This window comes from Pseudomonas sp. URMO17WK12:I9 (assembly GCF_900230165.1).
GTDB lineage: Bacteria > Pseudomonadota > Gammaproteobacteria > Pseudomonadales > Pseudomonadaceae > Aquipseudomonas > Aquipseudomonas fulva.
Window position 1 is genome coordinate 68,381 of record NZ_OCMQ01000005.1, and the last position, 19,922, is coordinate 88,302.

Sequence of the window (19,922 nt, forward strand, 5' to 3'; positions counted from 1 at the left end):
GCCTGATGCGAGGCTTTTTTGTGACCAAAATTTGTTATGCGTAAAAAGCATTAATAAAGCTTTATTTATTCTTTTTAAGGTTGAAGAAATTCAGGCACATTCATTCCACAGGCACCCCAGTACAGGAGCTGCATCCCATGAGCCTCAAACTCGGCGATATCGCCCCGGATTTCGAACAGGATTCCAGCGAAGGCAAGATCCGTTTTCACCAATGGCTGGGCGACAGCTGGGGCGTGCTGTTCTCGCACCCTGCCGACTTCACCCCGGTGTGCACCACCGAATTGGGGCTCACGGCCAAGCTCAAGGAGGAATTTGCCAAGCGCGGAGTCAAGGCCATTGCACTGTCGGTCGACCCGGTCGACTCGCATCACCGCTGGATCGACGACATCAACGAAACCCAGCAGACCGTGGTCAACTTCCCGATCCTCGCCGACGCCGACCGCAAGGTGTCCGATCTGTACGACCTGATCCACCCAAATGCCAGCGATACCCTCACCGTACGCTCGCTGTTCATCATCGACCCGAACAAGAAAGTTCGCCTGACGATTACCTACCCCGCCAGTACCGGGCGAAACTTCAACGAGATCCTGCGGGTCATCGACTCGTTGCAATTGACCGATTCGCACAAGGTCGCCACGCCAGGCAACTGGCAGGACGGCGACGACGTGGTGATCGTTTCTTCGCTCAAGGACGAAGAAGAGATCCGGCAACGCTTTCCAAAAGGCTACAAGGCGGTCAAACCCTATCTGCGTCTGACGCCTCAACCGAACCGAGCGTGAATACTGTGTTGCATAGCGCTTAGCCAAGCAGGGATTTTCGGGCCGTTTCGACGGCCCTTTTTTTTGACCAAAAAACTGACCAGTAAATACCTAAATCGAATAAATAAAGAATTAAATATGATTTATAGATATATAAAGATGCTGATAATGTCGTCCTACCGTAACCCAAGGAAGCGCAGCAATGCTGGTCGTATCAATCGGTGGTAGCCCAAGTCCTCGCTCACGCTCAGGCGTGTTGCTCGAACGTTCGCGGCAGTGGCTCGAGCACCGTGGCGTTGAAGTCGTCACCCTGCAGGTGCGCGACTTTCCTGCCGAAGACTTGCTGCATGCCCGCTTCGACAGCCCGCACGTGCAGCACTTCCAACAGTTGGTGGCCCAGGCCGATGGCCTGATCGTTGCCACGCCGGTGTACAAAGCGTCGTTCGCCGGCGCGCTGAAAACCCTGCTTGACCTGCTGCCCGAGCGCGCATTGGCCAACCGGGTAGTACTGCCCATCGCAACGGGCGGCAGCATTGCCCACATGCTGGCCGTGGATTACGCCCTCAAGCCCGTGCTGTCGGCTCTCAAGGCCCAGGAGACCCTGCAAGGGATCTTTGCCGACGACAGCCAGATCGCCTATGCCGAAGGCAATAAGCCGGCCCAGCTGGCGCCTGCCCTCGAAGAGCGGCTGCACGACTCGCTGGAAACCTTCCACCTGGCCCTGGCCAGGCGCCCGCGCCCGGTAGCACCCGGTGTGCTCAATGATCGCCTGATCAGTGCTCGCTGGAGCATCTGATCCGGCAAACCCGCTGTATCACCTTACTCGCCCGTCAACGAGGCAAGCAGGTGCAACCCGAACCCCATCGCACAGGAGAGCGCCATGCGCACAATCTTCTTGCGTCGTGGTCTGGTCGCCCTGTTTGCGGCGGCTGTGTCCCTCGGCGCCATCACCCAGGCACAGGCTGAAACCCTGCGCATCGGTTATCAGAAATACGGCACCCTGGTGCTGCTCAAGGCCAAGGGCACGCTGGAAAAGCGCCTGGCCGAGCAGGGCGTGCAGGTGCAGTGGACCGAGTTCCCCGGCGGCCCTCAGCTGCTCGAAGGGCTGAACGTCGGTTCTGTCGACTTCGGCGTGACCGGCGAAACGCCTCCGGTATTCGCACAGGCCGCCGGGGCCGACTTGCTGTACGTGGCCTACGAACCTCCCGCACCCCACAGTGAGGCCATCCTGGTGCCCAAAGACTCGCCGATCCAGTCGGTGCAGGCACTCAAGGGCAAGAAGGTCGCCCTCAACAAGGGCTCCAATGTCCATTACCTGCTCGTACGGGCACTCGAAGACGCAGGCCTGAAGTACACCGATATTCAACCGGTCTACCTGCCCCCGGCCGATGCGCGCGCAGCGTTCGAGCGTGGCAGTGTCGATGCCTGGGTGATCTGGGACCCGTACCAGGCCGCCGCCGAGCAGCAGCTGCAAGCCCGCACCCTGCGTGACGGCCAGGGCCTGGTAGACAACCATCAGTTCTACCTGGCCACGCGCAGTTATGCGAATCAGCACCCGGCCGTCATCAATACCGTCATCGAACAGGTACGTGCGGTCGGTGAGTGGTCGCAGGCCAACCCGCAGGAGGTCACCGACCAGGTCGCTCCGCTGCTTGGGCTCACGCCGGACATCACCCTGACGTCCGTCAAGCGCCAAGGCTATGGCGCAGCGCCCTTGACGCCGGACGTAGTGGCGGCCCAGCAGAAAATCGCAGACACCTTCCAGACGCTCAAGCTCATACCCAAGCCGCTGCGCATCAAGGACGTGATCTGGACACCCCCGGCCAAGGTTGCCAGTGCACCTTGATTGATCTGCCCGTGCCGGGCCTTCCCCGGCTCAGCTATCCCTTAGGAGACAACTCCAATGAGCCTCAACATCTTCTGGTTCCTCCCCACGCACGGTGATGGCAAATACCTGGGCACCGCGCAAGGCGCCCGGGCGGTCGACCATGGCTATCTGCAGCAGATTGCCCAGGCGGCCGACCGCCTGGGGTTCGGCGGCGTGCTGATACCCACCGGGCGCTCCTGCGAGGATTCCTGGCTGGTGGCCGCCTCCCTGATTCCTGTTACCGAACGGTTGAAGTTCCTGGTAGCCCTGCGCCCTGGGATCATCTCGCCGACAGTCGCCGCGCGGCAGGCCGCCACGCTCGATCGCCTGTCCAATGGCCGGGCGCTGTTCAACCTGGTAACCGGTGGTGATCCGGATGAGTTGGCCGGTGACGGCCTGCACCTCAATCATCAGGAGCGCTACGAAGCGTCTGTCGAGTTCACCCGCATCTGGCGCAAGGTGCTTGAAGGCGAAGAAGTCGACTACGACGGCAAACACATCCAGGTCAAAGGCGCGAAGCTGCTGTACCCACCCATCCAGCAGCCTCGTCCACCGTTGTATTTCGGTGGTTCGTCCGAAGCCGCCCAAGACCTGGCTGCAGAGCAGGTCGAGCTGTACCTGACCTGGGGCGAACCGCCCAGCGCGGTGGCTGAAAAGATCGCCCAGGTGCGCGATAAGGCAGCTGCTCAAGGGCGCGAGGTGCGGTTTGGCATTCGTCTTCATGTGATCGTGCGCGAGACCAATGCGCAAGCGTGGGAAGCGGCTGAAAAACTGATATCCCATCTGGACGACGACACCATCGCTCGCGCCCAGGCATCGCTTGCCCGTTTCGACTCGGTAGGGCAGCAGCGCATGGCCGCGCTGCACAATGGCAGCCGCGACAAGCTCGAAGTCAGCCCCAACCTGTGGGCTGGGGTAGGCCTGGTTCGCGGAGGTGCAGGCACTGCGCTGGTGGGCGATGGCCCGACCGTCGCCGCACGGGTCAAGGAGTATGCCGCCCTGGGCATCGACACCTTCATCTTCTCCGGTTACCCGCACCTGGAAGAGTCATACCGGGTGGCCGAACTGTTGTTCCCGCACCTGGACGTACAACGGCCTCAGCCTGCCACCGGCGGCGGCTACGTGAGCCCGTTCGGCGAGATGGTTGCCAACGACATCCTGCCCAAGTCCGTGGCCCAGCGATGAGGGGTACTGTATGAGTCGCAAAGCCTCGAATACCGTGACAGAGCGCTTGGCGCCCTGGGCGCTGCCGGTACTGCTGCTGGCCGCGTGGCAACTGGCGGTCAGCGCGGGCTGGCTGTCAACCCGCATTCTGCCAGCGCCCAGCGCCGTACTGTCAGCCGGCGTCGACCTGGTACGCAGTGGAGAGATCTGGACGCACCTGGCCATCAGCGGCTGGCGTGCCGGGCTGGGCTTCGTGATCGGTGGCAGCATTGGCCTGGTGCTGGGCTTCATCACCGGGCTGTCCAACTGGGGCGAGCGCCTGCTCGACAGTTCGGTACAGATGATCCGTAACGTGCCGCACCTGGCCCTGATCCCGCTGGTGATCTTGTGGTTCGGCATCGACGAGTCGGCGAAGATCTTTCTGGTCGCGCTGGGCACGCTCTTCCCCATCTACCTGAATACCTACCACGGGATCCGCAATGTCGACCCGGCCTTGGTGGAAATGGCGCGCAGCTACGGGCTTTCGGGGTTCAGCCTGTTTCGCCAGGTGATCCTGCCCGGTGCCTTGCCTTCGATACTGGTGGGCGTGCGCTTCGCACTGGGCTTCATGTGGCTGACCTTGATCGTCGCCGAAACCATTTCGGCCAACGCCGGCATTGGCTACCTGGCGATGAACGCCCGGGAGTTCCTGCAGACCGATGTGGTGGTGCTGGCCATCGTGCTGTACGCCGTGCTCGGCAAGCTCGCCGACCTGGCTGCCCGTGGCCTTGAGCGTGTGTGGCTGCGATGGCATCCGGCTTATCAAGTTGCCAGGAAGGAGGGCGCATGACCGTGCTCAAGGACAATCCGCCACACCTGCTGCGTGGCATTCCATTGGCCGCCAAGGGCCTGCGTAAAACCTTCGGCTCGCGCGAGGTGCTAAAAGGCATCGACCTGCATGTCCCGGCCGGCCAGTTCGTCGCCATCGTCGGCCGTAGCGGTTGCGGCAAAAGTACCTTGCTGCGCCTGCTGGCTGGGCTCGACCAACCAACGGCAGGGCAACTGCTGGCAGGTGCTGCACCGCTGGACGAGGCACGGGAAGAAACCCGCCTGATGTTCCAGGACTCGCGGCTGCTGCCGTGGAAAAAGGTCATCGACAATGTGGGGCTCGGCCTGTCCGGCGATTGGCGTGCCAGGGCGCTGGATGCGCTGGAGGCAGTGGGCCTGGCCGACCGCGCCAACGAATGGCCCGCAGCCCTCTCGGGCGGCCAGAAGCAGCGCGTTGCGCTTGCCCGCGCACTGATCCACCAACCGCGTCTGCTGTTGCTGGACGAACCGCTGGGTGCGCTGGATGCACTGACGCGCATCGAAATGCAGCAACTGATCGAGCGCCTGTGGGGCCAGCATGGTTTCACCGTGCTGCTGGTGACCCATGACGTCAGTGAAGCGGTTGCGGTGGCAGATCGCGTGATCCTGATCGAGGACGGCGAAGTCGGGCTCGACCTGACGGTCGACCTGCCACGGCCACGACCGCGCGGTTCGCACCGCCTGGCCGCGCTTGAAAGCCAAGTGCTCAACCGAGTCCTTTCTGCGCCGGGCACTGCGCCCGAGCCGGAGCCTGTTGCCCCCCTGCCCACGCAGTTGCGTTGGGCGCACTGAACCCCCAGAAGCCATCGAAAAGGAAACACTCCAATGACCATCAAAGCCATCAACGTCCGTAATCAGTTCAAAGGCACCGTCAAGGAAATCCTCGAAGGCCCGGTGCTGTCGGAAATCGACGTCCAGACCGCCTCGGGTATCGTCACATCGGTCATCACGACCCGCTCCGTACGTGAACTGGAACTGCAAGTGGGCAGCGAGGTGATTGCCTTCGTGAAGTCCACCGAGGTATCCATCGCCAAGCTGTGATCGAGCACGGGGCCGCCTTGCGGCCCCTCAGTGCGAACGCTTGACCAGAAAAGGTGGCAGGTACAAGCCCAGGTAGGCTTCGAATACCCGCTTGCCTTCTTCGGCCATGCGCGGGGTGATGGTCTCGTGCAATTGCATCGACCGGGCATACACCCGATCGCTCAATTCCATGGCCAAGGCGAACACATCCACATCAGCAGGCATCACCGGCAAGTGAAAGTGCTGGTCGAACAACCTGTGCATCAGGGCGCCGAGCTCCATGTCGTGCTGCCGGTCAGCCTGCATGACCTCGCTGAGGCCATGCTGCGCCAGGATCAACTGCCGCGCAGCGGCATCCTCGTTGTAGATATCCAGCATGCGTTGCTCGATCAACCGCGACAGCTCATGCCAGCGGGTGAGCATGCTGCTGTCGATCGGCGCGCCAAGCGCCTCGCGGAAAACCCTGTGTACATCGGCAGTCAGCGCTTCGAGCAGCGCAGGCACGCTGGCGAAGAAGTGGTAGACCGATGACGGCGGGATTTGCGCGCGCTCGGCCACGCTGTAGATCGACAGGCCAGCCACCCCGCCCTCGGCCAGGAGCTCGCGGGCAGCTGCCAGGATCGCTTCGATCCGGGCCTGGCTGCTGGCGCGTGGCTTGCGCGCTGGGATGCCGCGGGTCATCAGTTGCTGATTGCCAGGATACTGGCCTGGTAGGCGCCCACGAAGGTATCGAACTCGCCCACTTCTTCCTGTTCCAGCTGCGACTGTTTGGCCAGGGACTCGCGCGCCAGCGTTTCGAAGGCCTGCTGCTGGTCGGGGCTCAGGGGCTGCTCGCGCAGTGTCTGGGCGTGGAGACGGCTTTGTCGCAACGAGAACGCGATGAAGCTCTCATCATGCTCGGTCATGCGCGCCAACACCTGGGCCGATGGGGTCAGCTCGGGGTCGTCGACCTTTGCCTGCTGGGCTTGCAGGGCCTTGGCGTGCTCATCCCCGCCCTGGGCCTGGTCGAGCAGGTCGGCCAATTGAGCGATCTGAGCAATCAGTTCGCTGGCCCAGTCCTTGAGCGGCACAGGCTGCCCATCACGCTGCAACTTCAGCCCTGGACGCCGGCCTTCTTTGACCACACTCAGGAAATTGCTGGTGCACTGGCTGCATTCGTTGTTGTTGAGCTGTGGGCTGTCGTCCAGCGCGCAGAACAGCAAAAACGCATCGAGAAAGCGTGCTTCGGTGAGGTCGATGCCCACTGGCAGGAGCGGGTTGATGTCCAGGCAGCGCACCTCCACGTACTGCACGCCGCGCGAGGTGAGCGCCTGGATTGGACGTTCGCCGGAGTAGGTCACCCGCTTGGGACGGATGTTGGAGTAGTACTCGTTCTCGATTTGCAGAATGTTGGTGTTCAGCTGTACCCACTCGCCATCGACATGGGTACCGACCTCCACATAAGGTGGGTACGGCGTGCCTACCGCCTTGCGCAGGCTGTCGGTGTAGCTGGACAGGTTGTTGTAGCACGGCGTCAGGCCCGCCTGGGCATTGCTCTGGTAGCCCAGGTCGCTCATGCGCAGGCTGGTGGCGTAGGGCAGGTAGAGGGTGTCGCCATCGAGCTCTTCGAGCTGGTGGGCGCGGCCCCGCAGAAAGCCCTTGTCCAAGGCGGGCGAAGCGCCGAACAGGTACATGAGCAGCCAGCTGTAGCGACGGAAATTGCGGATCAGGGCGATGTACGCGGCCGACTGATAATCCCGTTCGTTTTCAGTGCTGCCTTCGGCTTCGCGCAGCAATGGCCACAGGGCCTCGGGCAGCGAGAAGTTGTAATGGATGCCGGCAATGCACTGCATGGTGCGGCCGTAGCGCAGGGCCAGGCCCTTGCGATAGACATGCTTGAGCTTGCCGATGTTGGAAGTGCCGTACTCGGCGATGGGAATGTCTTCTTCAGCCGGCAGCGAACACGGCATCGACGGGCTCCAGAGGTACTCGTCGCCCAGCTTGGTGTAGACGAACCTGTGGATCTGCTCGAGGTTTTCCAGCACCGCAGCGGCGTCAGGCAGCGCCGGGGTGATGAATTCAAGCAATGATTCGGAGTAATCGGTGGTGATCTGTTCGTTGGTCAGCGCCGCGCCCAGTGCTTCGGGGTGCGGTGTCTGGGCCAGACGGCCACTGTCTGTCACGCGCAGGCATTCGCGCTCAATGCCGTGCAGACACTGCTTGAGCAAGGGGAGATTAGCGCCGAGCAAGCTCAGGCGGCGGTTGAGGAGTGTGCTCAAGATGTATTCCTTCACGCGTCAGTCGCCCCAATATGGGGGTAGAGATGACGGTCTACAAGGGTAGGGGGAAGGGAACGGGCGTTGTCGCCTGGTTTACCGCGGCCCCAGCAGTGCGCGCGCACTGCCGAAGTTACCGCAGATAATGCTTTGTGAGCTAGAGCGCGACGAAGGTTCCTTGCGCCTTGGCCACCAGCTTGTCGTCCTGGACTACGTCAGCGTCGACCACCAGCGTGCGCCTGCCTGCATGCAGCACCCGAGCGGTGCACAGCACCTCGCCATCGCTGACGGCGCGCAGGTAGTTGATCTTGCATTCGAGGGTGACGCTCTGCTGGTCGAAGCCGTGGCTGGACGAGCAGGCCAGCCCCATGGTGATGTCCACCAGGCTGAAGATCGCCCCGCCATGAAGCTTCTGGCCACGGTTGCGCAGGTGCGGCGCCACCGCCAGGCTCACCTCGGCAACGCCCGCTTCCAGGCGTTGCAGGCTGCAGCCCAGCAATTGGCTGAAGGCGCTTTGCACGTACTCGGGTGCCACGTCCATCACTTCTTCTTCAACTGCTTGGCGTTGGCGAACAGGGCAGCCATGGCGTTGTTGGCCGGCGCTGCAGTGGCGGTCTCGCGCTGACGGGGCGCTGGCTGCTGACGGCCACCCCCCTGGCCACGTCCGCCACCCCGGTTGCCTTCGACCTTCTCGCCCGGCGTATCGCTCATGCGCATGGACAGGCCGACACGCTTGCGCGGGATGTCCACTTCCATGACCTTGACCTTGACCACATCGCCGGCCTTGACCGCTTCGCGTGGGTCTTTGACGAACTTTTCCGACAGCGCCGAGATATGCACCAGCCCATCCTGGTGCACGCCGATGTCCACAAAGGCGCCGAAATTGGTGACGTTGGTCACTACGCCTTCCAGGATCATCCCAGGCTCCAGGTCCTTGAGGTCCTCGACCCCGTCCTGGAAGGTGGCCGTCTTGAACTCCGGACGCGGGTCGCGGCCAGGCTTGTCCAGTTCCTGCAGGATGTCGGTCACCGTGGGCAGGCCGAAGGTTTCGTCGGTGAATTTCTTTGGGTCCAGGCGCTTGAGGAAGCTGCTGTCCCCGATCAGCGAGCGGATGTCCCGGTCGGTGTTGGCGGCGATGCGCTGCACCAGCGGGTAGGCCTCGGGGTGAACGGCAGACGCGTCCAGCGGGTTGTCGCCGTTCATCACGCGCAGGAAGCCTGCGGCCTGCTCGAAGGTTTTTTCACCCAGCCGGCTGACTTTCTTCAAGGCTGCACGGGTGGCGAACGGGCCGTTGGCATCGCGATGGGCGACGATGTTCTGTGCCAGGGTCGTGTTCAACCCCGAAATACGCGTGAGCAGGGCGACCGACGCGGTGTTCACGTCCACGCCAACGGCGTTCACGCAGTCCTCGACGACGGCGTCGAGGCCGCGTGCCAGCTTCACTTGCGACACGTCGTGCTGGTACTGGCCCACGCCGATGGACTTGGGATCGATCTTGACCAGCTCGGCCAGTGGATCCTGCAGACGACGGGCAATCGAGACCGCGCCACGGATCGACACATCCAGATCGGGGAATTCCCGGGCCGCCAGCTCCGATGCCGAGTACACCGAGGCGCCGGCTTCGGAGACCATGACCTTGGTGATCTTCAGGGCAGGATACTGCTTGACCAGGTCAGCCACCAGCTTGTCGCTCTCGCGGCTGGCGGTGCCATTGCCGATGGCGATCAGCTCGACCGAATGCTTGGCGCACAGCGCAGCCATTACCGAGAGCGTGCGGTCCCATTCGTTCCTGGGTGCATGGGGATACACGGTGGTGTAGTCGAGCAGCTTGCCGGTGGCATCGACCACGGCGATCTTGCAGCCCGTGCGCAGGCCAGGGTCGAAGCCCAGCGTGGCGCGCGGGCCAGCGGGCGCTGCCAGCAGCAGGTCATGCAGGTTGTGGGCGAAGACGTTGATCGCCTCACCCTCGGCATTGTCGCGCAGTTCACCGAACAGGTCGGTCTCCAGGTGGGTGTAGAGCTTGACCTTCCAGGTCCAGCGCACCACTTCACCCAGCCATTTGTCGGCCGCGCGGCCACGGTTCTCGATGCCGACGTGTTCGCCGATCATCAGTTCGCACGGGTGCAGGGTACCCGGCAGCTCTTCGCCCACTTTCAGCGAAGCGCTGAGTACACCTTCGTTGCGCCCGCGGAAGATCGCCAGCGCGCGGTGCGACGGCGCGCTGCGCAGCAGTTCGTCATGGGCGAAGTAGTCGCGGAACTTGGCACCTTCCTCTTCCTTGCCGGGCACCACGCGTGCGCTGAGCACCGCTTCCTGCTTCAGGAAACTGCGCAGTTTGTCGAGCAGGGCTGCATCTTCGGCGAAACGCTCCATGAGGATGTACTTGGCCCCCTCCAGCGCAGCCTTGACGTCTGCCACGCCCTTGTCGGCGCTGACAAAGCGCGCCGCTTCGCTTTCCGGGACCAGGGACGGGTCGGCGAACAGGCTGTCGGCCAGCTCGCCCAGACCGGCTTCCAGGGCGATCTGGCCCTTGGTGCGGCGCTTTTGCTTATAGGGCAGGTAGAGGTCTTCGAGGCGCGTCTTGGTGTCGGCCAGCTTGATCTCGCGCGCCAGTTCCGGCGTCAGCTTGCCTTGCTCCTCGATGCTGGCAAGGATGCTGATGCGACGCTCGTCGAGCTCGCGCAAGTAGCGCAGGCGCTCTTCCAAATGGCGCAGCTGGGTGTCGTCCAGGCTACCGGTCACCTCTTTACGGTAACGGGCGATGAAAGGCACGGTAGAGCCTTCGTCCAACAGGCCCACGGCCGCCTCGACCTGTTGTGGGCGTACGCCCAGTTCCTCGGCGATACGGCTGTTGATGCTGTCCATGTAAACCACCTGACGTTCTTGAATACGGAGTCGCCGGTGGGCCTTTCGCCCGACGGCGCTGGATGAAAGCGGCGCATTATACCCATCGCAAACAGCTTGCGGTGATGGCCTGGCGCCAGTTGGAAGTGGCGTCCCGGGAAAAATCTGCTAACAATGCTCACGGCACGCGTTGTAGCGGCTACGCCATAATGCGCAGCGATACCAGAGGAGTAATTCATGACCGGCACGCCAACTACCGCTGAAGGTGAAAAAATTCTGATCGTCGATGACGATCCAGGGCTCAGCAGCCTGCTTGAACGTTTCTTCACCAGCAAGGGTTATCGTGCCCGCGCGGTCCCCAACACCGAGCAGATGGACCGCCTGCTCCAGCGTGAAGTGTTCAACCTGGTGGTGCTCGACCTGATGCTACCGGGCGAAGACGGCTTGTCCGCCTGCAAGCGCCTGCGCCAGCACAACAACCAGATTCCCATCATCATGCTCACGGCCAAGGGTGACGAGCTCAGCCGCATCAAGGGCCTGGAACTGGGCGCCGACGACTACCTCGGCAAGCCATTCAACCCCGACGAGCTGATGGCCCGGGTCAAGGCCGTGCTGCGCCGTCAGGCGCCTTCGGTACCCGGTGCGCCGGGCAGCGAGGACGAGTCGGTCACCTTCGGCGACTACGAGCTGTCCCTGGCCACCCGCGAACTCAAGCGTGGCAACGAAGTGCACATGCTCACCACGGGTGAATTCGCTGTGCTCAAGGCCCTGGTGATGCATGCCCGCGAACCGTTGACCCGCGACAAACTCATGAACCTGGCACGCGGGCGTGAATGGGATGCGCTGGAGCGCTCCATCGACGTACAGATCTCGCGCCTGCGCCGCATGATCGAACCAGACCCGTCCAAACCGCGCTACATCCAGACGGTATGGGGTGTGGGCTATGTGTTCGTACCGGACGGAAACGCCGGCAAATGACGCTGCTGCCTAGATGAAGACGCCGCTGTGGTTTCCGCAGAGTTTCTTCGCGCGCACCTTGTGGCTGGTGCTGATCGTCGTTCTGTTCTCCAAGGCGTTGACCCTGGTCTACCTGCTGATGAACGAGGACGTCTTGGTCGATCGCCAGTACAGCCACGGCGTGGCATTGACCTTGCGCGCCTATTGGGCGGCCGACGAAGAAAACCGTGACCAGATCGCCGAAGCGGCAGGCCTGATCCGGGTGACCGGTGCAGGCGTACCCGAGGGCGAGCAACACTGGCCCTATAGCGAGATTTACCAACGGCAGATGCAGGCCGAGCTTGGCGAGGACACCGAGGTACGGCTGCGTATCCATGCGCCGCCTGCCTTGTGGGTCAACGCGCCCAGCCTGGGCCCGGGCTGGTTGAAGGTGCCGTTGTACCCCCACCCGTTGCGCGGGCAGAAAATCTGGAACGTGCTGGGCTGGTTCCTGGCCATCGGCTTGCTGTCCACCGCATCGGCCTGGATATTCGTGCGTCAATTGAACCAGCCGCTCAAACGCCTGGTGTTCGCCGCGCGCCAGCTTGGCCAGGGGCGCAGTGTGCGCCTGCCGGTCAGCGACACGCCCAGCGAAATGACCGAGGTGTACAAAGCCTTCAACCAGATGGCCGAAGACGTCGAGCAAGCCGGGCGCGAGCGCGAGTTGATGCTGGCCGGCGTGTCCCACGACTTGCGCACCCCGCTGACCCGGCTGCGGCTTTCACTGTCCCTGCTCGGCAGCGACAGTGAGCTGAGCGACGACATGGTGCGCGACATCGAAGACATGGACGCCATTCTCGACCAGTTCCTGGCGTTCATTCGCGACGGGCGTGACGAACCCCTCGAAGAAGTCGATCTTGCAGCGTTGGTGCGTGAAGTGGTTGCACCCTACAACCAGCCCGAGGAGCGTGTTCGGCTGTGCCTGGAGCCCATACCGCCGTTTCCAGTGCGTCGGGTATCGCTCAAGCGCATGCTGGGCAACCTGATTGGCAACGCCCTGCACCATGCGGGCAAGGGCGTCGAGGTTGCAGCCTATGTCTCGGGGGATGAAAGCGCCCCGTACGTGGTACTGAGCGTGCTTGATCGGGGGGCAGGGATCGACGAATCCGAGCTCGAGACCATCTTCAACCCGTTCATTCGGGGTGACCGTGCGCGAGGCGGCAAAGGCACCGGCCTGGGCCTGGCCATCGTCAAGCGAATTGCCGCCCAGCATGGCGGAAACGTCGAACTGCGCAATCGTTCCGGAGGCGGTATCGAAGCGCGGGTACGGTTACCCTTGGGGTTGCTGTTGCCGCGCAACGCTGTCTGACCGCAAGCTTGGCCTGGCGTGCTTCCAAGGGGCGACCAGCCGCCGAGGAAGCCGGCGGGCCTGGCAGGCGGCCAGCGGGGTGATCAGCCCTTGCCCTTGGTCCGGGTCTGGTTGGGCCCGCCGTTCTTCTCCAGGTGTTCGAAGATCATGCCGGCTACGTCCTTGCCGGTAGTCACCTCGATGCCCTCCAGCCCCGGTGACGAGTTCACCTCCATCACCAGTGGGCCGTGGTTGGAGCGCAGAATGTCGACCCCGGCCACGCTCAAGCCCATCACCTTGGCTGCACGGATGGCCGTCATGCGCTCTTCCGGGGTGATCTTGATCAGGCTGGCAACACCACCACGGTGCAGGTTGGAGCGGAACTCGCCCGGTTTGGCCTGGCGCTTCATCGAGGCGATCACCTTGTCACCCACCACAAAGCATCGGATATCGGCACCACCGGCTTCCTTGATGTACTCCTGCACCATGATGTTCTGCTTGAGCCCCATGAAGGCTTCGATCACCGATTCGGCCGCCTTGGTGGTTTCGCACAGCACCACGCCAATGCCTTGGGTGCCTTCGAGGACCTTGATCACCAGCGGGGCGCCGTGGACCATCTGGATCAGGTCCGGAATATCATCGGGCGAATGGGCAAAGCCGGTGACCGGCAGGCCAATGCCACGGCGCGACAGCAATTGCAGCGAGCGCAGCTTGTCGCGCGAGCGTGCGATGGCGACCGATTCGTTGAGCGGGTACACCCCCATCATTTCGAACTGGCGCAGCACAGCGCAGCCATAGAAAGTGACAGAGGCACCAATACGCGGGATGACTGCATCGAACCCTTCCAGTGGCTTGCCGCGGTAGTGAATCTGCGGCTTGTGGCTGGCGATGTTCATGTAGGCCCGCAGGGTATCGATCACCACCATCTCGTGACCACGCTGGGTACCGGCTTCGACCAGGCGGCGGGTGGAATACAGACGCGGATTACGCGAAAGCACAGCGATCTTCATGCAGCACCTGTCAAGGTAGTGTGGGTGGCCGGAAAGGCAGGTTTGTCTTGTACGTACTTCAGGCCCGGATTGACGACCAACTGTCCGTGAATCAGGGCCTTGGAACCCAGCAACAGGCGGTAACGCATGCTCTTGCGGCAAGCCAGGGTAAATTCGACTGCCCATACCCTGTCACCCAACGCGAGCGTGGTGCGAATGACATAACGGGTTTGGGCGTGGCCATTGGAGCTTCGGATGGTTTTCATGCTCACCAGCGGCGCCTCGCAGCGGCGGTGACGCAATTGCACGATCGAACCCAGGTGCGCAGTGAATCGGACCCACGGCTGGCCATTGCGTTCGAAAGGTTCTATCTCGGTGGCATGCAGGCTGGAGGTGCTGGCGCCGGTGTCGATCTTGGCGCGTAACCCTGCCACGCCCAGCTCGGGCAAGGCTACCCATTCCCGCAGGCCAATTACAGTCAGATGATCAAATGTCTTCACGAAACGCACCCAGCGGATGAGAGAGTGAACTGTAAGCATGGCGGGGAATTTTTGCATCCGATGCTTACGGTAGTACAGTTCCCCCAATCACGGAATTCGAGGTATCGGGATGGCACAGAAAGTCGAAGATGACGACAAGGTTCGCCTGGACAAGTGGTTGTGGGCAGCGCGTTTCTACAAGACGCGTGCGCTGGCCAAGGCGGCCATCGAAAGTGGCAAGGTGCATTGCCGTGGTGAGCGATGCAAACCGGGTAAGGAGCCGCGGGTGGGCGATGAATTCGTCCTGCGTACAGGCTTCGACGAGCGCACGGTGGTGGTAAAAGCGCTGTCGGCGGTGCGCCGCGGTGCGCCTGAAGCGCAGGCTTTGTATGAAGAAACCGAAGAAAGCGTGCGCCGGCGCGAGCAGGCTGCGGCGCTGCGCAAGGCCGGTGCCACCGGTGTCACCACCGATGGGCGGCCGACCAAGAAGCAGCGCCGCCAGATACATCAGTTGCACGGAAGCTTCGAGTAGCTGTGGCCGCATGGCGGCCCAGGCCTCAGCGCAACACGGCCATCCGGCCGACCAGCGGCAACCTGCCCAACAGCCTGAACAGCGGAGCGGTCCAGCGCACCAGCGCAGCACTGCTTCTGGCCGCCAGGGGCGTATACAGGCTCCAGCCCAGTGCCAGCACCGCCATCAACAGGCCGCCGATGTAGTCATCCTGGCCCCAGTGTGCGCCAGCGACCAGGCGTGGCAGCATGAACACCACAGCCAGCCCCCAGATCACCAGGTACTGCCCGACGCGGCGGCTGAAGACGCTCATGAACAACGCCCAGATGAGCAATACCGAGGCATGATCGCCCGGGAAGCTCTTGCTGGAACGGTCCTTCAGCTCCCAGGTTGCCTCCAGGTGTGGGTAGTAGTCGCTCAGGTGAACGGCGCCATCGAGCATCATCGACGGGCTGTTGTGTTGCCAGCCGGCCGCGTCGACCCACTTGGAAAACAGTGCCCGAATCACCACTAAGAGCAGTAGCGTGACCAGAAAGCCGAAAAATGCCTGGCGAACCTGGGCAGCCTTGAACACCCAGTCGCCGCGGATCAGCGTGGCCAGCAGGATCAGGCCGACGACGATGTCGAACGGGCGCAGGCTGCCGACGGTCCAGATGTAGCGCCAGGCAGTGTTTTCAGCCAGCGGTGCATTGAGGCTGTGGAACAGCCATTCGTCGAATGCCAGGCACAGCATCTGGCCAACAGGCCATAACCAGAAACACAGTAGTGCGATGGGCAGTAGCGTACAGGCTACCAATGGCCCCCAGGACCACCTCGCTTGGAACAGTGGTCGATTGTCCATAAGATACCTCGATCTCCTAACGGGAATGAGCGCCCGAAACGCTCGACGACGGGATTGCAAATCCCGGCAATTATCTTGTCATTATTTTCAGATAGCCAGACAACCATGAGCGATTTGCCAGATACAGATTTCACCCAACGTTTCATCTTCGACGAGCGCGATGTGCGCGGCGAGTGGGTGTCTCTCGATGACAGCTACGCCGCGGTTTTGGCGCGTCACGAGTACCCGGCGCCGGTCAAGACCTTGCTCGGCGAGCTGATGGCCGCCACCGCGCTGCTGGTCGGTGCCCTCAAGTTCGACGGCCTGCTGATCCTGCAGGCGCGCTCGGCAGGGCCTATCCCCTTGCTGATGGTCGAGTGCTCCGGGGACCGCGACATCCGTGGCATGGCCCGCTACGAGGCCGACCAGATTGCAGCCGATGCCACCCTGTCCGAGCTGATGCCAGGCGGGCACCTGACGCTGACCATCGATCCGGTCAGGGGCCAGCGCTACCAGGGCACTGTCGAGCTAGACGGCGCCGACCTCTCGGAATGCTTCACCAACTACTTCGTGCAATCCCAACAGCTGAACACGCGTTTCTGGCTGCACGCCGAGGCCGGCAAGGCCCGTGGTCTGCTGCTTCAGCAACTGCCGCGTGACCGTCAGCCTGATGACGAGGAACGTGAGGACAGCTGGCAGCATGTAGTGGCCCTGGCCAAGACCCTCAAGCCGCAAGAGTGGGACGAAGCCAACGAAACCCTGCTTCACCGCCTGTACCACGAAGATGCCGTGCGGCTGTTCGACATTCAGCCTCTGCGCTTCAATTGCAGCTGCTCGCGCGAGCGTTCCGGCAATGCGCTGGTAAGCCTGGGCGAAGCCGATGCCAAGGCGCTGGTGGAGGAATGCGGCGGTACGGTAGAGATCGACTGCCAGTTCTGCAATGAGCGGTATTTCTTCGATGCCAGCGATGTCGCACAGCTCTTTGCGGGCGGCGGCACGGACTCTGCCTCAGAAACTCTTCACTGAAACGTTTCACTACAGGAGATTCTCCTGTCGAATTGCGCAAAAGCTCGGTTCTGACAGGAGGGGCCTACTTTTTTTGGGCGTTTCTGGCATAATCCGGCCACTTTTTTCGCTGTAGTAGTTTTTCTGAAACGACTACAAAACGTTTGGAGCACTCGGCCTCGGGCCGGATGGGGTATCTCATGACGCAAGCCAACAACACCGTGTACACCGACCTGAGCGTCGATGAGCTGGTAAAAGAAGCGCTGCAACGCGGTGAAGGTGTACTAGCCGACACGGGTGCACTGGTCGTGGAGACCGGCCACCGTACCGGCCGTTCCCCGGCTGACCGTTTCATCGTCGAAGAACCTTCCACCCAGGACGCCATCGCCTGGGGCCCGATCAACCGCAAGTTCCCGGCCGACAAGTTCGATGCCTTGTGGGACCGCGTCGAGGCGTTCAACAACGCCCAGGATCACTTCGTTTCCTACGTCCACGTAGGGGCGGCGGCCGAGCACTACCTGCCGGTCAAGATGACGACCCAGACGGCCTGGCAGAACCTGTTCGGTCGTTGCCTGTTCATCAACCCGGAGCAGTTCAACCCGGCTGGCCGTGGCGAATGGCAGATCCTCAACGTCGCCAACTTCGTCTGCGAGCCTGAGCGTGATGGCACCAACTCCGATGGTTGCGTGATCATCAACTTCGCCCAGAAGAAAGTGCTGATCGCTGGCATGCGTTACGCTGGCGAAATGAAAAAAGCCATGTTCTCGGTACAGAACTTCCTGCTGCCGGCTGCCGACGTACTGCCAATGCACTGCGCGGCCAACATCGGCGAAGAGGGTGATGTCACCCTGTTCTTCGGTCTGTCCGGCACCGGCAAGACTACGCTGTCGGCTGATGAGAGCCGTTACCTGATCGGTGACGACGAGCACGGTTGGGGTGAAGGTGTCGTCTTCAACATGGAAGGTGGCTGCTACGCCAAGTGCATCGACCTGTCCGAGAAGAACGAGCCGGTCATCTGGAAAGCCATCAAGCATGGCGCCGTGCTGGAAAACGTCGTGCTCGATGCCAACAAGCACGCCGACTACAACGACGTCAGCCTGACCCAGAACAGCCGCGCCGCCTACCCGTTGGAGCACGTGGCCAAGCGCTCCGAGGCGAACCTGGGTGGCGAGCCGAACGCGGTCATCTTCCTGACCTGCGACCTGACTGGCGTACTGCCTCCCGTGTCGATCCTGAACAACGAGCAGGCGGCCTACCACTTCCTGTCCGGCTACACCGCGCTGGTCGGCTCCACCGAAATGGGCTCGGGCGGCGGCATCAAGTCGACCTTCTCCACCTGCTTCGGCGCGCCGTTCTTCCCGCGTCCTGCTGGTGAATACGCCGAGCTGCTGATCAAGCGCATCAACGGCTTCAACTCCAAGGTCTACCTGGTTAACACCGGCTGGACGGGCGGTGGCTACGGTGTGGGCAAGCGCTTCAGCATTCCGACCACCCGTGCCGTGATCGCTGCCATCCAGAGCGGCGCGTTGGTCGGTGCTGAAACCGAGCACCTGGACATCATCAACCTGGACGTACCGAAGTCGGTACCAGGCGTCGAGACTGACCTGCTCAACCCGCGCACCAACTGGGCTGACAAGGCTGCCTACGACGAAGCCGCCAAGGGCCTGGCCAACCTGTTCATCGAAAACTTCAAGAAGTTCGATGTGTCCGATGCCATCAAGGCTGCGGGTCCTCAGCTGTAAGCTGAAGCAGGTTGTAGTAAAAAAGCCGCCCTTCGAGGCGGCTTTTTGCTGGGAGCTTCAACAAAAAGGTTGGTTCGGTCAAACGGCTCATTTTCTGATTCACTGTGTCCATCCAATGTGAAACCGCGAGCCTGCCCGATGATCCAGCCTCCTCAGCGCACTGCCTTTTCTCACGTGCATCCGATCCTGACCCGCGCGCAAGACAACGACGCCAACGGCCATATCGCGGGCTCGACCGTGCATGCTTATTTCGAAACGGCCATTCAGGCCTTTTTGATTGAGCAAGCCGGACTGGATCTGCGCGACGGCGCATTGGCGGCGTTCGTGGTCAGCTCGGCGGCGGACTTCTATGCCCTGCCGGGCTTTCCGGACGTACTGGAGGTTGCGCTGGGTGTGACGCGTCTGGCTGGGAGCACCGTGGAGTACCGGCTGGCGCTGTATCGTCCTGGTGAAGCCCAGGCTTGTGCGGCGGGGACGGTGGTGCAGGTTTTCATTGACCGAGCCAGTGGCCAGCCGGTTGCGCTGCCGGCGCAGTTGGCGGCGAGGTTAGCGGCGCTTGCAGAGCAGGCCCCATGAAAAAACCCCGCCTCAAGGCGTAATGCTGTTCATTTAGGGCCGCTCCGCGACCCATCGCGGCACAAGGCCGCTCGCACAGTGACTGCGTGACGCTTGAGTTAGCGGGCTCACTGGGCATCGTGGGAGCGGCCTTTGTGCCGCGATGGGCCGTGAAACGGCCCCAACACGCTTAAGTGAACAGCATTACGCCTCAAGGCGGGGTCTTTGCGCAGCGGTTACCGCTGCCCCATCAAGGGTGGCGATGACGGCCGTGCTTGCGGTGGCCGTAATGGTGACCACGGTCCCAGTGACGGCGGTCGTCGTAGTCGCGGCGGTAGCGGCGATGGTCGCGGCGATCATCCTGATCAGCCTTGTTGCCCATGTAGTTGCCCAGGGCACCGCCGGCGCCGCCGCCAGCGGCTGCACCGATGTAGCTGCCGGTGGTGCCACCAACGGTACGGCCCACCACGTTGCCGCCTGCTGCGCCCAGCGCACCGCCGATGGCCGCTTCGCCACGCTGACGTTTGTCGGCGCCCACCGCACTGCCGGCGGCGCCGCCCAGGCCTGCGCCTATGGCGCCGCCTGTGCTACCACCGATGGACTGGCCTACGACTGAGCCCAGTACCCCACCCAATGCGCCGCCAATGCCGGCCTCGGTGGAGCCGCCTGCCATGGCAACGCCGCTGAGCAAGCTGAAAGACAACAACAGAATCGAGGAGTACTTCTTCATTCAAGAGAGCCTCAGAGTGATGACGAGGCGAATGTGCTTCTATCTGCAGCCAG

21 protein-coding genes are annotated in these 19,922 nt (G+C 62.4%); 13 read left to right on the plus strand and 8 right to left on the minus strand.

Annotation, left to right across the window (positions count from 1 at the left end):
• The first annotated feature begins 137 nt into the window (after window positions 1-137).
• The 7 genes from CRP40_RS12315 to CRP40_RS12345 all read left to right on the plus strand — a co-directional run bounded on the left by CRP40_RS12315 (window position 138) and on the right by CRP40_RS12345 (window position 5,676).
• Window positions 138-779, plus strand: coding sequence for a peroxiredoxin (locus tag CRP40_RS12315; protein WP_027914130.1), 642 nt, complete (start codon window positions 138-140; stop codon window positions 777-779).
• A 181-nt stretch (window positions 780-960) separates the two neighbouring features.
• Complete coding sequence (gene ssuE / locus CRP40_RS12320) at window positions 961-1,554, plus strand: NADPH-dependent FMN reductase (protein WP_023535782.1); 594 nt, start codon at window positions 961-963, stop codon at window positions 1,552-1,554.
• Between the two features lie 84 nt (window positions 1,555-1,638).
• The gene (locus tag CRP40_RS12325) at window positions 1,639-2,604 is read left to right on the plus strand and encodes a sulfonate ABC transporter substrate-binding protein (protein WP_027914129.1); all 966 of its coding nucleotides are present in this window, start codon (window positions 1,639-1,641) and stop codon (window positions 2,602-2,604) included.
• 57 nt (window positions 2,605-2,661) lie between these two features.
• Window positions 2,662-3,810, plus strand: a complete 1,149-nt coding sequence (ssuD, locus tag CRP40_RS12330; protein WP_027914128.1) for an FMNH2-dependent alkanesulfonate monooxygenase — start codon at window positions 2,662-2,664, stop codon at window positions 3,808-3,810.
• Between the two features lie 10 nt (window positions 3,811-3,820).
• Complete coding sequence (ssuC, locus tag CRP40_RS12335; protein ID WP_027914127.1) at window positions 3,821-4,618, plus strand: aliphatic sulfonate ABC transporter permease SsuC; 798 nt, start codon at window positions 3,821-3,823, stop codon at window positions 4,616-4,618.
• Complete coding sequence (gene ssuB / locus CRP40_RS12340) at window positions 4,615-5,427, plus strand: aliphatic sulfonates ABC transporter ATP-binding protein (RefSeq protein ID WP_027914126.1); 813 nt, start codon at window positions 4,615-4,617, stop codon at window positions 5,425-5,427. The genes ssuC and ssuB overlap by 4 nt, the downstream gene beginning before the upstream one ends.
• A gap of 33 nt (window positions 5,428-5,460) precedes the next feature.
• On the plus strand, window positions 5,461-5,676 hold the full coding sequence (locus CRP40_RS12345) for a molybdopterin-binding protein (protein ID WP_003255829.1): 216 nt from the start codon (window positions 5,461-5,463) through the stop codon (window positions 5,674-5,676).
• A 27-nt stretch (window positions 5,677-5,703) separates the two neighbouring features.
• Here the strand turns inward: CRP40_RS12345 and CRP40_RS12350 are convergent, their stop codons facing one another.
• The 4 genes from CRP40_RS12350 to CRP40_RS12365 all read right to left on the minus strand — a co-directional run bounded on the left by CRP40_RS12350 (window position 5,704) and on the right by CRP40_RS12365 (window position 10,775).
• Window positions 5,704-6,336, minus strand: coding sequence for a TetR/AcrR family transcriptional regulator (locus CRP40_RS12350; RefSeq protein ID WP_027914125.1), 633 nt, complete (start codon window positions 6,334-6,336; stop codon window positions 5,704-5,706).
• A complete protein-coding gene (gshA, locus tag CRP40_RS12355) occupies window positions 6,336-7,928 on the minus strand; it encodes a glutamate--cysteine ligase (RefSeq protein WP_027914124.1) in 1,593 nt (530 codons plus the stop codon). The genes CRP40_RS12350 and gshA overlap by 1 nt, the downstream gene beginning before the upstream one ends.
• Before the next feature lie 139 nt (window positions 7,929-8,067).
• Complete coding sequence (locus CRP40_RS12360) at window positions 8,068-8,451, minus strand: PaaI family thioesterase (protein WP_033694972.1); 384 nt, start codon at window positions 8,449-8,451, stop codon at window positions 8,068-8,070.
• A complete protein-coding gene (locus CRP40_RS12365; RefSeq protein WP_027914122.1) occupies window positions 8,451-10,775 on the minus strand; it encodes a Tex family protein in 2,325 nt (774 codons plus the stop codon). The genes CRP40_RS12360 and CRP40_RS12365 overlap by 1 nt, the downstream gene beginning before the upstream one ends.
• 216 nt (window positions 10,776-10,991) lie before the next feature.
• Here CRP40_RS12365 and ompR point away from each other — a divergent pair, with 216 nt between their 5' ends.
• Entirely contained in the window at window positions 10,992-11,732 is a 741-nt protein-coding gene (gene ompR / locus CRP40_RS12370; RefSeq protein ID WP_027914121.1) for a two-component system response regulator OmpR, read from the plus strand.
• Between the two features lie 13 nt (window positions 11,733-11,745).
• Complete coding sequence (locus tag CRP40_RS12375; RefSeq protein WP_027914120.1) at window positions 11,746-13,059, plus strand: ATP-binding protein; 1,314 nt, start codon at window positions 11,746-11,748, stop codon at window positions 13,057-13,059.
• Window positions 13,060-13,142: 83 nt separating this feature from the next.
• On the opposite strand, the gene rimK is transcribed toward CRP40_RS12375, so the two are convergent.
• Window positions 13,143-14,048: a 30S ribosomal protein S6--L-glutamate ligase gene (gene rimK, locus CRP40_RS12380; protein ID WP_027914119.1), complete on the minus strand. Its 906-nt coding sequence runs from the start codon at window positions 14,046-14,048 to the stop codon at window positions 13,143-13,145.
• The gene (locus tag CRP40_RS12385) at window positions 14,045-14,527 is read right to left on the minus strand and encodes an ATP-dependent zinc protease (RefSeq protein WP_023535750.1); all 483 of its coding nucleotides are present in this window, start codon (window positions 14,525-14,527) and stop codon (window positions 14,045-14,047) included. The genes rimK and CRP40_RS12385 overlap by 4 nt, the downstream gene beginning before the upstream one ends.
• 109 nt (window positions 14,528-14,636) lie before the next feature.
• Between CRP40_RS12385 and CRP40_RS12390 the strand changes: the two genes are divergently transcribed.
• A complete protein-coding gene (locus tag CRP40_RS12390; RefSeq protein WP_027914118.1) occupies window positions 14,637-15,038 on the plus strand; it encodes a S4 domain-containing protein in 402 nt (133 codons plus the stop codon).
• A 25-nt stretch (window positions 15,039-15,063) separates the two neighbouring features.
• Here CRP40_RS12390 and CRP40_RS12395 read toward each other — a convergent pair whose 3' ends face one another.
• The gene (locus CRP40_RS12395; protein WP_027914117.1) at window positions 15,064-15,858 is read right to left on the minus strand and encodes a phosphatase PAP2 family protein; all 795 of its coding nucleotides are present in this window, start codon (window positions 15,856-15,858) and stop codon (window positions 15,064-15,066) included.
• A 105-nt stretch (window positions 15,859-15,963) separates the two neighbouring features.
• Here CRP40_RS12395 and hslO point away from each other — a divergent pair, with 105 nt between their 5' ends.
• The 3 genes from hslO (at window position 15,964) to CRP40_RS12410 (ending at window position 19,160) form a co-directional block, all read left to right on the plus strand.
• Window positions 15,964-16,863, plus strand: a complete 900-nt coding sequence (gene hslO, locus CRP40_RS12400) for an Hsp33 family molecular chaperone HslO (RefSeq protein ID WP_027914116.1) — start codon at window positions 15,964-15,966, stop codon at window positions 16,861-16,863.
• A 179-nt stretch (window positions 16,864-17,042) separates the two neighbouring features.
• A complete protein-coding gene (locus CRP40_RS12405) occupies window positions 17,043-18,584 on the plus strand; it encodes a phosphoenolpyruvate carboxykinase (RefSeq protein ID WP_027914115.1) in 1,542 nt (513 codons plus the stop codon).
• A gap of 138 nt (window positions 18,585-18,722) precedes the next feature.
• Complete coding sequence (locus CRP40_RS12410) at window positions 18,723-19,160, plus strand: thioesterase family protein (RefSeq protein WP_027914114.1); 438 nt, start codon at window positions 18,723-18,725, stop codon at window positions 19,158-19,160.
• Window positions 19,161-19,389: 229 nt separating this feature from the next.
• On the opposite strand, the gene CRP40_RS12415 is transcribed toward CRP40_RS12410, so the two are convergent.
• On the minus strand, window positions 19,390-19,869 hold the full coding sequence (locus tag CRP40_RS12415) for a glycine zipper domain-containing protein (RefSeq protein ID WP_027914113.1): 480 nt from the start codon (window positions 19,867-19,869) through the stop codon (window positions 19,390-19,392).
• Window positions 19,870-19,922: the final 53 nt, after the last annotated feature.